Annotated in this window: 10 protein-coding genes; 7 read left to right on the top strand and 3 right to left on the bottom strand. The window is 53.0% G+C overall.

What is annotated here, in order from left to right; genetic code table 11:
- Window positions 1-9: 9 nt before the first annotated feature.
- Together AC27VU_RS01440 and AC27VU_RS01435 are read right to left on the bottom strand one after the other, a co-directional pair.
- A complete protein-coding gene (locus AC27VU_RS01440) occupies window positions 10-1,077 on the bottom strand; it encodes a UvrD-helicase domain-containing protein (RefSeq protein WP_488723241.1) in 1,068 nt (355 codons plus the stop codon).
- Entirely contained in the window at window positions 1,070-2,674 is a 1,605-nt protein-coding gene (locus AC27VU_RS01435) for an ATP-dependent nuclease (protein ID WP_488723240.1), read from the bottom strand. Before AC27VU_RS01435 ends, AC27VU_RS01440 begins: the two co-directional genes overlap by 8 nt.
- 201 nt (window positions 2,675-2,875) lie before the next feature.
- Between AC27VU_RS01435 and AC27VU_RS01430 the strand changes: the two genes are divergently transcribed.
- The 4 genes from AC27VU_RS01430 (at window position 2,876) to AC27VU_RS01415 (ending at window position 9,682) form a co-directional block, all read left to right on the top strand.
- A complete protein-coding gene (locus AC27VU_RS01430; RefSeq protein WP_488723239.1) occupies window positions 2,876-3,607 on the top strand; it encodes a hypothetical protein in 732 nt (243 codons plus the stop codon).
- 444 nt (window positions 3,608-4,051) lie between these two features.
- Window positions 4,052-6,049 carry an ABC-three component system protein gene (locus AC27VU_RS01425; protein ID WP_488723238.1) on the top strand — a complete coding sequence of 666 codons (1,998 nt, stop codon included), beginning with the start codon at window positions 4,052-4,054 and terminating at the stop codon, window positions 6,047-6,049.
- Between the two features lies 1 nt (window position 6,050).
- The gene (locus AC27VU_RS01420) at window positions 6,051-6,650 is read left to right on the top strand and encodes an ABC-three component system middle component 1 (RefSeq protein ID WP_488723237.1); all 600 of its coding nucleotides are present in this window, start codon (window positions 6,051-6,053) and stop codon (window positions 6,648-6,650) included.
- Entirely contained in the window at window positions 6,647-9,682 is a 3,036-nt protein-coding gene (locus AC27VU_RS01415) for an AAA family ATPase (RefSeq protein WP_488723236.1), read from the top strand. The genes AC27VU_RS01420 and AC27VU_RS01415 overlap by 4 nt, the downstream gene beginning before the upstream one ends.
- A 198-nt stretch (window positions 9,683-9,880) precedes the next feature.
- Here AC27VU_RS01415 and AC27VU_RS01410 read toward each other — a convergent pair whose 3' ends face one another.
- On the bottom strand, window positions 9,881-12,424 hold the full coding sequence (locus tag AC27VU_RS01410; RefSeq protein WP_488723235.1) for a UvrD-helicase domain-containing protein: 2,544 nt from the start codon (window positions 12,422-12,424) through the stop codon (window positions 9,881-9,883).
- Between the two features lie 201 nt (window positions 12,425-12,625).
- Here AC27VU_RS01410 and AC27VU_RS01405 point away from each other — a divergent pair, with 201 nt between their 5' ends.
- The 3 genes from AC27VU_RS01405 to AC27VU_RS01395 all read left to right on the top strand — a co-directional run bounded on the left by AC27VU_RS01405 (window position 12,626) and on the right by AC27VU_RS01395 (window position 15,659).
- Window positions 12,626-13,930, top strand: coding sequence for a hypothetical protein (locus AC27VU_RS01405; RefSeq protein ID WP_488723234.1), 1,305 nt, complete (start codon window positions 12,626-12,628; stop codon window positions 13,928-13,930).
- 76 nt (window positions 13,931-14,006) lie between these two features.
- A complete protein-coding gene (locus tag AC27VU_RS01400; RefSeq protein ID WP_488723233.1) occupies window positions 14,007-14,186 on the top strand; it encodes a hypothetical protein in 180 nt (59 codons plus the stop codon).
- A 93-nt stretch (window positions 14,187-14,279) separates the two neighbouring features.
- Complete coding sequence (locus AC27VU_RS01395; protein WP_488723232.1) at window positions 14,280-15,659, top strand: hypothetical protein; 1,380 nt, start codon at window positions 14,280-14,282, stop codon at window positions 15,657-15,659.
- Window positions 15,660-15,867 lie beyond the last annotated feature (208 nt).

The following is a 15,867-nucleotide window of genomic DNA, read 5'->3' as shown; positions in this document are numbered from 1 at the left end:
TCCTCTCAGTTACGGCGCCCAAACCGGCAGTTTCGAGTTCCCAGGTTTATCGATGATGATCGCCAGGCTTTGCTTAGCCCGCGTAGCTGCAACATAAAAGGCAGCCGCTGATGTTGATTCCAAATAGATCTGTTTCTGAATGAAGGACTTTATTGGCGCCGTAGGAATGATCAGCACACGCTCGAATGTGGCGCCTTTTGACACTTTGAAATTCATGAAATCCAACGTGAACTCCTTCCCAGAAGCTATGGTGCTACGTAGGCACTGAGGCCGGTACCGCTCGACGTATTGGTCGACATGCTTGGAATACAGCAAGTACACGCCATCATGTTCAGACGCTACGTGGTTCTCTGACGTTGTTTCTGGAAAGCCCCATGACGCATCAAAAATGGAATCAGAGAATGTCGCGATTTCAGTTCGGCAGCGGTAAGTAGTGGTCGCATACTCAATGCTAAGCAACCCTTTCTGTTCGCGCACAAGAAACCATTCAAGGGCACCTGCGTATCCATACTGTTTGTTTTTCTGTCCTCGTGGGTTGGTCGAGAGTACCGCTTGGCGCACGTCACCAACCATGCGAACGTCGATCCTCGACTGAAGCAGTTCATCGACGATTTCCCAGTCATAACCGCTGAGATCTTGTACCTCATCGATCAGAATCTCGTCGTAGATAGACTCCAGTCGTCCTAACAACATGGGTGTGGCCGCCATCAACTCTCGCGCGAGACGGCCGAGCTCGCACGCGTAGATCTGGTTGCTACCATCCATAAATCTCTGTTTGCCGTTCGCGTACATGCTTGGGCGACCTTCGAAGTTGAAGCCCCCTACCCGCTCCCCTGGGAATTTGAATGGAAGGAACGGTTTTGCAAAGTGGCGAAGCAAGAATGTGTACCAGCCTAGAACTTCGATGTTGTGGCGATCACCGGCTTGGGAGCCGAGTCGATGAATCAATTCCTGCTGATTGGTCTGGGTGAAGGTGACAACGAGCACACGCCGATCTCTAGGTAGCACTTTACAGTGATCGACCAGTCCTTGAGTTTTTCTACCACCAGCGACAGCCAAGGTCAGTAGGTTAGGCATTGTGAATGAACTCCGCAGCAGCCTTCATGTAGGCCGGTGGGCTGAGCACCTCATCCGACTCGGCTAGTCGAATTGCTCCTTCCGTTTTCTCCCGCGCCATCCAGGTTTTAAGGTTTGCTGCCGCAGTGATCCCGAACATCTTGCGCAACTGAGGCTCGCCGTTCGCGGTAATGAGCTGGGGTTCGAGCGTGTTACCGTCAGCAACGGCGCCGATAAACAGCTCTCTGCGTTTGACGTCTAACCACTTTACAACCGGTGTCCGTAGGGCGTCTGGGTCAACGCCGTCGTTGTCGCGCATCACGGCTACTGGCTTGTTGATCGCGGCGCAAAGCTCGAGGCATCGCGCCAGTGCCAACCCACGCATGCTGATGACATCTATCCCGTGGGCCATCGGGCGTGCGCCGAAGCAATCTTTGTAGACGCGTTCAAAAATGATTTCGTCGGATGGCCCCTCGACCAAGACGACTTTTTTCGCAAGTACCAAGCGGAGGGTGTCGTAACCAGGCAGCTTCTGAAAATAGCTCACTGTGTCTGGATTAAGTTCTGTCATTTTGGAAGCGCTGTTGCGATGAAGAAGCAGCAATGCGTCGAGGCCGAGACGGTTCAACACATAGGTGCTGTGAGTCGAAATGAAAAGCTGCTGCTCTTCCTTCGCGAGCTCTTCGATTCGATTGAGTAGGGTCGTCAGGCTGGTGTGAGATAGATGGTTTTCGGGTTCCTCGATCATTACGATGTTCGCCTTCGAGGAATGTCGCTTCATCGCGAGCGAGATCTTAATAGCCGCCTGTTGCCCCAGGCCTGCCATCGCGAATGGGAGTCCGTCGACATGCGGAGTTACAACGCTTTCCCAAGACGTACGAGACGTCTGATCCATTGCTAGCGCCATGGGCTCTGACTGCAGCGCAGCGTCCAGACCAAAAAGTCGCTTGTTCACCGGCGCCAGTGCACCATCCGTCATAGATGCTTTGATACCGCGGTAGTCCAGCGAGATCTGTGCTTTCTCGGATGTTTCCAAGTGGTCGCTTAGGATCTGGCGAAGATGGTAGTCAACGCCGGCGGCGGATTTGACTGTGCGAGAATCAATGGTGGCCACAGAGAGTGTCCGTGGTCGCCGTGTGAGTTCTCTATCAGCGAAGGAGCGCCATTCGTAGGTGTAATATTCGACGGGAAGCAGCGCAGATGGCGCTTTTAGCCATTCATCCAACTCGTTCTGATACTCCTTATTGGGAACAATAGACAGAACGATTCCAGGACAAGCGTTCGTGGGAACGTCCGCGTTAACGGCGCCTAGCAATACCTGGAGATCAAGTGTGTCTTTCAGGTAGAGCTCAATCAGGATTTCCGGGAGTTTAGGTTTTTCCCCCGCATTCCTGAGGGCAAGAAACTCAGCCACCATCTCGGTGTTGAACCAGTGAGGGTTCAGCTCCTCTAGGATCCCTCTCCCACCGATCCGCCCGTTAAGCGCCAGCGAAATTGCCTCCATCAGCGTGGACTTGCCGGCGTCATTGTCACCGACCAGGATGTTCGCGTTCGGGTTAGGTTTCAGCACGAACTCTTTGTAGATACGGTACCCACGGATACGGATTTTGGTGATCACGTTCGACGTTCCTTGGCAGAGGTTCCGCTAGATGGCGCTTTGATGGCCGCTTTGCTTGATGCTATAAGCGAAATGTTTCGTTGTCGACTCAGCCATATTCTGGTGCGCCCTCCTGCTTCTACTTGATTACCGGGCAGTCGAGAACGCCCGATAATGCGCTTCGCGAGCAGCTAAGCCACTGTTGCCCTCCGAGAGGTAACAATGTCGCCGTCCGTTTTAAAGTTTGCTTGGTCTAAGGTTCGCGACCATAAGGCTAGTAAATATGCCCTGCTTTTGATTACTCCAGTCGTTGTAAAACCCTTGGACTTTATCTCTGCCAATAGACCGATCCATTTGCGGCTCCAGGGGCTCTGGGGATTGCCTTTGGTTGTTGCAGGTGTGTGGGCAGCTTTAGCCTGCCTGATTTTAGAGTGGGCTTATGGAGACTCTGCTGGGTCTGGAGTGTCGGTTGCCGAGGCATTTACGATCCTCGGTCGCCTCAAAAATATGACCTGGGTGTTGGTCACTGTTTCGACCGTAATATTGCTATACAGCGTTAGCATTCTACGTTGGGGATTCCACTGCGCTGCGATCCGGCTGCTGAGGAGATGGTTTCCCACTATCAGCATGCCGCATTGCCTTTTCTTTGTCGTCAACACGTCGGGATGGGGGATGTGGCTTGCGATATACGGATTTGGCCTATTTCAAGCGATCAAATGGTGGGTCAGTGCAGGAAAACCTACCTATGCGCCGGACGCCAGTAACTTGACCGAACCGTTGTTACACTTAGCCGTTCTTTGTGCTTTGGGCGGACTGCTGCACCTGACGACCCGAAATAGTAATGAAGGGTTGCGAGCGCTTTACGGAGGGCATCGAGGGCTGAGCTTTTTGGTCAACCTCGTAGGCATCATCCTGATGTTTCTCCTTGGCAGCATTTCTTTAATGCTCGGCTAATCTCCCCAGCTAGTAACCAGCCGCACCCAGTCATAGAGCACTCTGTGCAACTCCGCACAGCTATGTGCTGAGTTGCCAGCAACCGGTTATCAACATCCTCGTGTAGCCGGATTTTACCGATAGCCAACGCCATGACGAACTCCATGGCGGCTTCGCCGCGCTCATGCCCATACCCTGCGACAACACGTTGAATAATGTCCGACATCGATAAGCTGTGGGTTTCGTGGAGTGGTAGTCGGAGAATAGAGTCAGGATGACGCCGGTCTGGTACATCATCGCCCTGCCCCCCATTTTCTAAGATCTGGAATTCTAGATTCAATCCCTGCTACCTGAATGGTTAGATTTCCGCACCACGCAAACTTCGGCTAAATTAGGGCTACGCTAGGATGTGGCGAACTGCCAGCGGAGCTGGTCAACACGATGATGAAATGAAAGGATGTCAGTATGATCAGACGGTTTCGGCTTGAGCAGAAGTCGCTCTACGAGAAGCTAGTCATCGCTCAGCGCGTGGCTGACATGCTGGCGAAGTTCCTCGACGGACGTATCGCTCCGCTGGAAATTGGTGCCGAGACTGGTGGTATTGAAGAGTGGGACGATGTCGTTGTTGTCCATTCACGAGATTCTTTCGAACATCTTCAAATCAAGCGTCAGACGACGGATTTCTGCACCAAAGACCCTGATCTGCGGGAGTATCTACCCAAGCTTGCGAAGCGTCGAGTTGCTCGTAAAAACAAGTCGATGAAACCAGCTTCCAGTTCCTCGGGCTCCCCTGATCCAGACGATTCCGCTTCGGTAGAACCCGCTGGGATGGACGCAGCCAAGGGAATCCTTTCTGTCCTCGATTCGGCGTTTGCGAGCTTAGCTAAGCATGCACGCGTCGGCACATTTGCCCAATTGCCCGAGCGTCGATTCCAGCTGACGCTTGTAGGGGCGAGCCTGCAGATTAAAAATGACCTTACCGTTAATCATCTGGACGAGCTGTGCAAGCTTTGTCGCCAGGCGGGACTCAATCCCGACGAGTTGGCTCAGCGCGTGGACGGCCCAACAACGCGGGCTTATCTTTGGCTCACAACGTGGTGTGGCTTTGAGAATTGGACGCAGATCATCGAGACCCTGAAGCGTGTCACGGTTGTTTGCGTTGGGAATGACGCAACATTGGAGCAGCGGTCTATCCAATCCCTGGGCAGGCATTTCACAAATCCAGAACGTACGCTCGATCGGCTAATCTCGGTGATCACCGCAGAGACCTCTGACGTTTCGGCCTTGGGGTGTCACGCGATCATCCGCGAGCTTAGAGATGAGCTTCGCCCTGATATCGAAACATGGGCTCAGTATGAGCTGGCCGATATTGTCCTACCTGCCGGGCAGTCTTGGTCATTAGCCGGCACCCACGACCTTGGTGCCTTAATACCCAGGTCTGCCCAGGGGGTTGTGGAGCATATGTGGAGCAGCGAGCCGGGAATCCGAAAGCTGCGGGTATATGCCCAATACAAGGCCTCTACCGGAGCAAATCTGACGCTCCCTGCAGCATTGTTGCGAATGGCTTTGCATTTGCCTGCCGGTACTCACGGTTTAATGCGGAACGAGCCAGTATGGCGAGGTAGCGTTGGCCACGAAGTTGGGCACACGCTGGGTGTTGGTGAGAACGATCTGAATCACCTTGCGTGGGTGGGTAACACCGAGCGACTCGCGTGCTCGACCGATCATGTATTTACATCACGAAGCGCGATCCACGCCGAGGCGCAAGCACTCGCCGACGCCATGGACGAGCTCGTTTGGCAGCGTGTCAGCCAAGGCATTTTTGAGAAGATCACGCTCATTTCCGATCCCCCTCTTGCCGACGCAATGGAAGCGATGTGGATCGAATGGTTGGCAGGTTTTGCTGCAGATCCCGGTAGCCGTCGAGAATTCCTGGAACAACTTCTGTACCCAGAAACGGAAGGAAAGAATGCGAAACACGCGTTGCGTCTTGGCCCTCGTACTCATGACTTGCTGGTGGGTGCGATTCAGACACTACTGCTCGTCGCAGTAGGAGTCGGCGGCACTGGTAACGAGTGGGGACACTTTCCACAGTGCGGAAAGGTATTGAGCATCGCCCTTCAATACTGGTCTGGCCCGGCCGGCCCCGCTCCTGAAGTTCGAGAGCTATCTGACGGCCCTTTGATCGACGTTATTGGCCCGTCACCTGCCCCGGTCGTCATCCTGGCCGGAGTTAGCTCTTCCCCCACAGAATTGTTGAATATCGGTATGGCTGACGATGCAGAGACCGCCACCAGCATGGCGGCCGAGCGGCGGCCACATCTTCTCGTCACTCGTTCTGGTTTGCGTCACCACTTGCGCAACGGAACGCTGATAACGGTGCGGCAACACTTCAACAATCAATTGCAAGATCGCCTGCTCGCCCGCGAGTCAGCCATCAAGACGAGTGTGAAAGGATTCTGACATGCTAACAATCGACGAGGTGGTCGAAGCCATCTTGAGCCGTGCCGAAGAACGCTACGAGGTCTATTTTCCTGACGCAGCGGAAGTGGCCGCGCCTTGGGCTGATATCAACTCAATTGCGATACAGCTCAAAAGGGTCAATCGGGAAGGTGCCGGGTGGCGAACTGTGTTGATCACAGCGTTCTCTAATGACTTGGGGAAAGTCCAAGGTGCCTTTCGGTGGGCCGCGGACGTTCGGGACAACCTGGCGGAGCCGCAAACAGCTGACCTGTATATGTTCATGCTGATCGAGGGAGTTACTTCCGAAGATGCTGCACGACTAGAAACCGATGACCGCTTTTGCCGGAAAGTGGTGGTCAGAGAGGAGGAAAATGCGGACTCCTTCCTCGACCGTAGTTTTCTAGCGACCCTATCCCCCTCTGGTAGTTTGGAAAGCATCAGCGACCCACTGCTAGCATCCATGGGCACGTTAGGCCTGACACATTCCTGGGTGTTACCTCACCTGGAAGCGTGGCGGGAATTGTTGCTGTCTGGGAAGTCAGGGAGTGAGGTTGCTGATGCTTTAAGGGTTGTAGCGTTCGGCGAGGAGGACTCCCAATGAAACAGTTGAAGTCCATCACCCTTTCCAACATCCGCCGGTTTAGCGCTGAAACTACGATCGAGCTTAGCCGCGGTGCAACTATCCTGCTTGCCCCCAACGGCACCGGAAAGACGGCATTCTTTGAAGCCATTGAGCTTGGCCTCACTGGGAAGATCTTACGTCTGGGCGACAATCTTTTGCCCATCATCCGAGACACCCAGAGCATGGCTCGAGTGGGCCTGGATTTCGGTGATGTGCAAGCCGCTGTTGAGGTGAACAGCATTGGCGACGTTGAAAGAACGGGCGACCTTAGCCCTCTGTTCCCGGACACGAATCCTGACGACATTCCGTTTCTGCTGAGGCTCACCCACCTACTGGATCAGTGTGAAGGAGAATGGCTGGTAAAAGCAGATCCCAAGGTCGCGGGCTCTCAGTTAGCTCGTTTGCCAATTGGTAAGGATGGCACGCTGGTCAGCTCTGCCCTAGGTAGTATTCGCCGCGCGCTCACTGAAAAACTAAAACAAGCCAAGAGCTCACTCGAAGTTCTTGAGGCGGAGTTTAATGAATGGCAAAGCCTCACTCTCGAGCGAGATCTTGCAGCTTCTCAGTCTCAAGGCGCACTGCGTAGCAGAGAAAACATTGCCGAATCCATTTCAGACATTGCGCGCCAGGCGAAGAGCTTCGATCAATTGCCCGCAGGTCTACTGGTGCCCCCGCTGGGTCAAGATGGTTTGGAGACGGTGCACGACGCGCTGGAGCAATTGGTACAAGCCAAACTGGATCGGCTTCGCGATCAGATCACGGCTTTAACTGAAGTTGACGGGCTCATCGGTCGGTTCGCTTCTGAGCAAGCACGTTCAGAGCAGCTTGGTACCGATCTGGTTTTGGCAAAGCAGACACTCGCACAGAGAGTACAAGATCGCTCTGCGGTTGCTACTCGTCATGAGCAGTTTCAGCAGGAGTTGGTCACTGCGCAAGATGAGCGTGATGCCATTGTTCAGCAGCTTAACCGGCACGTGAATGAGAGCAAAGCTAAGGAAACCGTAGAGCAGCGCAAGCAGGTACTGGTGACCGCCGATAAGACTCTGGCCACCGCAGAGACTCTGGCCTCCACACTGCGCACTGAGCATGAAGGCAATCAACAGCTCGGTGTCCAGCATGAGCTGATCAATAGGCAACGCGCTGCGTTGCTGCAGATAGATGCAGGCCTTTTGACTGCCCGTGAGCTTGTTCTGCGGTGGGTGCAGGCGATTGAGCACGTCACAGAGGTCGTGGGTGCCATCAGTGATGAGGTGGTAAAGGAGGATCTCCTTCAAGAACAACTTCGCACCGCCGTTTTATCGAGAATAGCCGCTGAAACTGAGGAGCTTGCAGCAAGGAGTCAGCACGAGGCTTTGACGTCGGCGGCCGACTCTATCCGGCAAGCCGTTGCGTCCATCGCCGCTCATTTGCCTGCCGATCGTGGCGACTGCCCGCTTTGTGGCGAAGAGCATGGGGCGGAAATTCTTCATAAGCGTGTTGCCAAGGCTTTGGTAGCGATTGACCCCAATGTCGTGGACGCCGAACGACGGGGCAAGAAGTCCACTGATGCGCTCCGTGAATGTACAGCCGCGGTTGCTTTCGCCGAAGCCGAGCTGAAAGCCTGTAAAGGTAGAATCATTGAGCTGGAACACCAGCAAGCGGGTCTGCTGACGGACATTGATGATCTCAAATCCAACGTTTTGCTCGGCGGAGACACGGTACCGCTTGCCAAAGAGTCGATACGGCTTCGGGAAGATGCAAATGCTTCCGCCAAGCTCCAGCTCGACGAGAAACAGAGCAATCTTGCACCTGCGCTCGAAGCTAAAGTCATTGATAAGGCTAAAGATGCCTACGACTCAGCTGCGCGCGCATTGGACACGGCCCGGCAGGAACGGTCAGAGGCCAGTAGCAGGCTTGAGCAAGCAACTGCTGCTTTAGCGGCAATCACTGCAGACGCGCCCCCCGCCCAAACGCTGGAAGAGTTGTCACTGGCGCAAAACCAAAACACCAATCAGATTGTTGACCTAAGCGCCAAGACGGCCGCCGAAAAGTCAGCGCTGGATCGGCACCAAGCACAACTCAGTGACCTGACAAATAGCGTATCCGAGCTTGAAACTCAGTTCTCAGATACCCAAGCTCGCCTCGCTACCGTCCGAGCATCCTGGCGCCAGCTATCGCTTGCAGGTGATCCTACTGCAGAGGTTGCGAGCAGCCATGAGGCACAGCTGCAATCATCCGCCGCCGAGCTAGATCGACACTCAGAAACGCTGCAAACGATCAAAATAGAGATCGGCGCATGGAACAAGTTGGAACAGGCGCGCCTAACTCAAGGGCTTTTGGATCGTCGACGCGGTGAGCTATCAGAAGATGCGTTCACTGCGGATCTTCGTCAGCGAGTGGAAAATGAGCAGTTGGAGCAGAAGCGTCTGTCGCTTCTATCCGATGCCATGGACACGCTCAACCAGCACCTCTCGACCGAAATCGCTAATGTTCAAAAACACGTTCTTGCCGTCGTACCCCGGTGGCAGGCGCTTTTGAAACGAGTGGTTAGGGAGCAGAGGTTTACCGGGACGAACCTCGATTTCCGCAGCCTCTATAGAAAAGAGCGAGCTGAAGTGTCGGTGCAGGTTAATGGCGAACAGTTTCCGGTACCCGTGATAGCTAGCGAAGCTCAGCTGACTGATCTGCAGCTGACTTTCTTGCTATCGATGGCGCTGGATCATCAGTGGTCTTCTTGGCGTGGGCTGCTTCTAGACGACCCGACCCAGCACCATGACCTGGTGCACGCTGCATCTGTATTCGATGTGCTTCGTGATTACATCGTTGATCATGGTTTTCAGGTGGTGATTGCAACGCACGACGCCCTTCAGGCCCGTTACTTTATGCGAAAGCTGCAGAACGACGGTATCGAAGCGCGTATATGGTCACTCGCCCCTACCCCTGAAGGGGTTACAGCGTCGGAAACCCCTTGGCCGGCGACGACCCAGTTCACGGTTATCGACCAGCCAAACCCAAGCTCCGAGAGTGAATAGTTCTCGGTGACTTAGCTGATCTGATCGTGCCAGGCTTTTGACCTGGCGCGATCAGATACTGCGCGCTCTGGCGGAAACGCTCAGCTCTGCGTGTAAACCCCATCGGCGCACTCTCAACTCTACAGCGCTCACGCGAGTTTGGGCTCATTCGCCACGCCCTGCCCTCTAGCCGAATTCCGACTATGGAGTTAATGGCCATCACGAATGCTTTACTGGTTTCCTAAAATCTTCAAAAAAAGGTTTTTGGAACGGTATCCGTGCCAGCGCACTGACCAATCCACCCTTTGCGGGTTTGGCAGGCTCAACAAACCAGTAGCAGTGTTGTTTGGCGCGCGTGATGGCCACATAGGCCAGGCGCAATGTCTCTTGACCCTGGGCCGTGTCATAGGGCGCAGGATCACCGGGATCACCCAGACTCGCTTGCTCATATGCCATGTTTCGATGAGGCGATGTGGACATCTGAGCACAGTCTCCGACGAGGAATACTGCGTCCGCCTCCAAGCCCTTGGAGCGATGATAGGTCAGCAGCTTGATGCTGCTCGTCCGCTTAGGCTTTTTCGGCCTTGCCAGAATCGACCTGAGCTTGATCCGAACCTCCTTTTTGGTGTCATTTTTGCGGTACAACACCAGTACGGTCTGCCCCCGGTCGAAATGCTGCTCAACGAAGTCTGCAAGCACATTGTCATCTCGATCCAGAACCTGGACAGGGAAGGCAAGGTCTTTCACCTTGGGATGTGCTGCAACTCCGTGCTTGTCTTTGTTGGTGGTGATCTTTTGCACCAGACATTCGGCGGCGTCGATCACCATCTGCTGGGAGCGGTAGTTTTCCTTCATGAGCACGTGTGTAGTGCTTGGTGAGGGGAAATACGACTCAAAATTTTCGAAAAATTTCGGCGAGCTCCCCCTCCAGCCATAGATGCTCTGCCAGTCATCACCTACCGCCATGAGGGATGCAGGGTAAACCGCGGTATCGGTGGTAACGCCAAGCCCCCTCACCCGTGCTTCACGGAATACTGCGCGCAGCCACGAGATGGTATTGGCTCCGCAGTCTTGGAACTCGTCTACCAGAAGATGCAGCATGGGCATGAAGACATCATCGGGGAGTTGCTCGAGGTTGGCCGCCCCTCGCTCACCAAACATCTCGAACATTTTGTTGAAGGTGAAAATTGGTGGTGACTGGTTGGCCAGGTAATCATTGAAGGCTGGCCAGAAAATGGCGAGCGCATGGAAGAAAATCGCATCTTTGCTGTTGGGCGCGAAGCTCATATGTCGTACGGCTTCGGTCACGTCGAGCCCGAGGTTTTCCAGGAAGGAAGCGGCCGAATGGAAAGCCGCCATCACCGGAGCCTCACCCAACTCACCCTCGATCTCATACTCAAATTTCGGGCACTTCCTAACGTACCCTCGAAGCACGTCAAGCGTCGCAAGTCCTTCAGCGTAGTTATCTAAAAACAAGATGCTCTTGTCGCAATAGACCTGAAACAAGGTTTTCTTCATAGTCGTTGCCCCCGTCAGCTTCATCGAGGGCATGGATTGCAAACATAGCTTTCGATCGTTGCTACCCACTCCAAGAATGACGTAGGCCTTAAGCTCTTCACAGTAGCCGTTGGCGAAGAACGGCAGTCTCTTCAGCGTGACGGGAAAAGGGCCGGCTTCGATCCCTTCTATCGGCCAGGCGCCTTCCGCACGCCATAGCCGCTCCACAGCGTCGGTCAGCTCTTCATCACGTTTGGAACAATCAAGTATGCGGCCGACGCGTCTTTTCGCTTCGGTGGAGTTAGCACTCAAGGGGAGTAGCTTAGCTGACGCGCGTACCAGCTCGGCTATGAGGCCCTGAAATGTCTCGTTGGTCTCATAGACGTGTTGATACGCCGCATTCATCAGGTCTAGCTGTTCGTTGGTGAGACGGATGTCGAGTGCGTTTTCGACCTCGTCGCCCTCTTCGTCTTCGGCGTCGCTGAGCGAGAAAAACTCAAACGCTTTAACTTTTACATGGGGTTGGCTCCAGCGTATGAAGTCAAGGATCCTCGAGTGGAACGTTCGCACGATTCGGCCTGTGACCTCCTCGGTCAGAGTGACGCCCCAAAGCGCAAATACCTCGGCCAGCTTGCGCCTGAAGTCTTTCCTGGATTCGCGTGTGAAGGTGACTACTGCGTTTCTTTCTTTGGGTATGCTCAGGTACTTATGCAACACCAGAAGACGCAGCACCATCGTGGTGGATTTTCCGCTGCCAGCGCCGGCGACGATGCAGGTTGAAGGATCCTTGGAAAAGATCATTTCCCACTGATCATGCGTGGGTTCCTGTCCCTTCAGGTGTTCGGCGACTTTATCTCTGACCTCCTGCTCAACCTCAGGGGTGATGAGGAATCGCCATTTCGAGAACAGGTTGTGATCAACCTGAGGGCCTTGAGCTTGCACAGCACGGCCTGGACGCAGCTCGATGATGCGCTTTCCAGCTTCAATGCCTTCGGCCAGCCGTTGCTGGTGGCCCAAAAGCGCGCCGGCCTCTTGCCCTTGCTGGAGGCCTTTTTCAAGGCCCAGGGCATAACCAGCATGGCTGCCTTTCTTCCAACCATCCTCGTATCCATGCCGGAATCCGTGCTGCCACGATTCCCTGTCATGCGCACGCTGAGAGCGAAGTACAGCTGAGGCGAGGGCCGAAAGAATCCGGGCTCCAATTCCTCTCAGTAACGAGATGTCACCGGCCCAATCCTCTTGCCGTCCTTGCTCTGCAGATCCCACACTACACCCCTTTATATGTTCGTTATTCCGGCGAACACCGAGCCGACCATTGCTGGCCGCAACCGCTCTAGGCCGGTGGTTGAGGGGATGGTAATCGCCGAAACAAAATTTACGAACGTGGAGTTCCCGATCTGCTGAATAAAGTAGGTTTCGGTTAAAGTATCGGCCCTTCTCCTCTGCATTGGCTCATGGAATCGTCACATGCTCGGCATCGACCTCAACAACAGCGCCCAAGCAACCTACAACCCGCTCACGCAGACCATCATGCTAAGAAGAGCCGAAGAGCCTGATCTGGTGAACCTTGCTAATGCGGTCTATAACCCCGATTGGAATGCGGGGTTGCTGCTGGTCGACGGCGCTGAGAATGTGCTTGCTCCTTTGGCGCACGAGATGCGGCATTGGGTGGACATGAACTGTTCCATCAGGGGCCTGAGGACACTCCAGGACATCTTCCAGTTGATGGCCGACCCCAGCGATACGAACGTAGCCGTCAAGCCCCTAAAGCGGGATTTAGCGCTGAGTCATTTCATCGAGCGGTACGAGCATGCTGATCCTGCTGCGCGGTATCCCTGGCAGGTTGACTTCAGCCTGAGCCAACCGAACTTACACGAACCGATCGAGCACATCTCGCTGTGTTTCTTCGCTAACAATGACCGTGACCGGCGGCGCGTACTCTTTAAATCACCTGTTTATCTGGGCAGCATTCTCGAGACCTGTGCGATCTATCAGGAGCAGCGAGACGTCTTTCCGCTTTTCCTCCAGCCGAACTTGCCGAGGGACGCTCGTGACAATGCGGAGGCCGCGGCGATGAGGCTTCTCCAAGATCCGACAGCGCCCGAGTACCATTCCATCAGTCACGCGATTTCGATCGCGGCAAGACAGCATGAAGGGGCTCACGGTGTATCACTCGCTGCGGGACTTTGCACGCTGCTGTTGAACATGCCTCCTCAGATGCTGAAGGAAAGCTGCCGCCGGGTGGAGGACGGCCTGAAAAACCGCAGGTATGGCGATGGGGCAGTGTTGGCCGCTCGCCAGATGCGAGAAATGCGTGCCGTCAGCCCTGAGGCCGCTCTTATTCACAATGCGGTGTCTGAGCTTTCCCGACGTTCTGCCAAGTCGGGGCCTCTTCCCTATAGTGACGACCTGATATTTGACCTAGTGCCGTACTGGAAAAAGCGCCAAGCAGAGTTTTTCGAGCGTAGCCATCTGCACTTTGTGGCTCAGATCAATGCCATGCAAGGGCCTGAATATTTCCATACAGCTATCCCCGCATTGATTGAGAACAACAAATGGATCATGGAGCAAGAAACCTTGCGACTGACACTCAACAGGCTGCCTAAGCGTCCTCCAATATTTTTTGGTGACGGTTTCGTGCTGCAGGGCGCCCCAGAGTTCTGGGGGGTGGAGCCGCACTACCTGGAGGCAGATATATCCATGGCTGTGTCGGCACTCAAGATACGTGCACTTTCCCGGTGCCCGCATAGAGCCAGCCCGAGTCGCAGATAAGCAGTATGCATCAGCTACGAGGGCCGGCGATGCAGCCCTCGACCATCAGGATCTTTGGAAGGGAGTTCCCCCAGGCATGGCTGCGAAAAACACTGGTACGCACCAACCGCTGTGCGTCAATGGTTGGGTATATCAAATCAATCGCCGCCTGGGCCGTGGCGGTAATGGTGATGTTTATCGCGCGGAAAAGGATGGCGGCTCGAGTCCGGCGGGCGTACTGATGCAGTGGTGCAATACTCTGACAACGACGTTCTGACGTTCGTGGAATGGGAGTGGAAACGCGCACATGCCCCGTCGGCTTTGCCTGCTCATAATTCAGTCTGCTAGGCCATCATGAGGTTTACTAAACATGACTCTTCCTTCGTATTTATTAGATTTTTTTAGCTCTCTGCAATCTGAAGAAAGAAATCATCTGAAAGAGGCATTTGAGGGTGATTTTTCCAATGTGGGAAAATTTACAATTTTGGCAGAAAAATATTTGGAGGGTAACGAAGTATTACTAGGGAAGATAATCAAGGAATTTATAGTCGACTTTGGGATTGAGGCTGTCAAAAGTTTAATTTTAAATGCTCAGAGAGAAAAAATAAAAAGGGAACTAAGTGCTCTATACAAAGAGCTAGAGAGCGCTCCTGGCCCATTCTACGAGCGGCAAATACAGCATAATGAGAGCCGGATATTACATCTCTCCATGTCTTCCATAGAAGACGAGGCGTATTCAATATTTGATAGCGTTATATCGGACATAATTAAAGAAAGCAATAATCCTAATTTAACAAAAGAAACCTATATTTATGTATTTTATTTGGGGATTCTTTATGAGGAATACAAATTCGATACGGGGCTGAAAAAAAAGTACCATGTCGAATCAAAAAAAGAAAACAATCTCTATAAATACTACAGAGCTCTAGGCGTCAACTTGAGAGAGGCTGATAGACAGTTTTTAAAATATAATTTACTCTCCGTAAGTAGCTCGGAGCAAATAATTTCTGGCTTGCCGAGCCGCATTTTTGACAGTAATAAAAGCTCTCAATTCCTGGTTGAGACTCCAGAGCCTTTGTTGGATTTATTTATCTATCTTTTAGATATAGATGCTATAAAAAGCATTTCTTTTCTTGTGGGGGGTGAAGTCGTTTTTCAAACACCTGAGCAATATTTCATTCTTCTTGGGAATGAACAAAAAAGGCCCCCTGTGCTTCTTGAAGATTTCCTAAACGCCACCCGGGACAGTCACGCAATAACAGATGTCATTAAGAGTGGTGATGTAAAAAATATGCCACCCACTCAAGTGGGAGCAGGCCGTTTCTACGATAAGGACAACGATAGTGCATGGTATTTTATAGATGATCGCAATATCTATTTTGAAGAGCTAGCTCGCGACCCTGAGGTGCTTGATGACTGTGTCGTGACCCAACTAGTTCATGTCGAATATTTTGTTGTAAATAACAACTTACTCCTATCGCATATTGATCATGAATATATTTTTTATTCATATGATGAGTACGACAAGAGGCTTGAAGATTTCTCGCAAAAGGGAAGTGCCAGAAAAAGAATTAAAACATTCAAAATAGATAGGTCGGAAATTCCGTTGATTGTCAAAGGAGGAGTTCTGGTGCTCAATACAATTTTAGAATATATTTTTGAAAAACCATACCTGTTTAATAATTTCCTTCTGAAAATAACAAAAAATTCGATAAAGTCTTCAGAGCCAGTGACTGGTGGCGAAGCTTAAATTTAACGTTCAGTGTCCGTTTTCGTTAGCAGCACTGACCGATACTGGTCGATTGCTGCTGTTGTCGACCCCAAGCGGAATGCTCTTCATGCTTCTGCTCTAGGGCAGCAAAAGCTAGGTGGGCAGTGAGCGAATAGATTAGGCTCGGATGAGATGTTTCGTGCCCTCCCCTCACCCGTGAAGCGATCGATGGAGATCGGCTCCGATC

It is taken from the genome of Pseudomonas sp. 14P5.3.2 (assembly GCF_057799175.1).
This window is presented reverse-complemented; position numbering and strand designations above follow the sequence as displayed.

Bases quoted from the DNA above. Each gene is read 5' to 3' on its own strand.
- AC27VU_RS01440 (WP_488723241.1), bottom strand. From the start codon at position 1,077: ATGCCTAACCTACTGACCTTGGCTGTCGCTGGTGGTAGAAAAACTCAA.
- AC27VU_RS01430 (WP_488723239.1), top strand. From the start codon at position 2,876: ATGTCGCCGTCCGTTTTAAAGTTTGCTTGGTCTAAGGTTCGCGACCAT.
- AC27VU_RS01425 (WP_488723238.1), top strand. From the start codon at position 4,052: ATGATCAGACGGTTTCGGCTTGAGCAGAAGTCGCTCTACGAGAAGCTA.
- AC27VU_RS01420 (WP_488723237.1), top strand. From the start codon at position 6,051: ATGCTAACAATCGACGAGGTGGTCGAAGCCATCTTGAGCCGTGCCGAA.
- AC27VU_RS01415 (WP_488723236.1), top strand. From the start codon at position 6,647: ATGAAACAGTTGAAGTCCATCACCCTTTCCAACATCCGCCGGTTTAGC.
- AC27VU_RS01405 (WP_488723234.1), top strand. From the start codon at position 12,626: ATGCTCGGCATCGACCTCAACAACAGCGCCCAAGCAACCTACAACCCG.
- AC27VU_RS01400 (WP_488723233.1), top strand. From the start codon at position 14,007: ATGGCTGCGAAAAACACTGGTACGCACCAACCGCTGTGCGTCAATGGT.
- AC27VU_RS01395 (WP_488723232.1), top strand. From the start codon at position 14,280: ATGACTCTTCCTTCGTATTTATTAGATTTTTTTAGCTCTCTGCAATCT.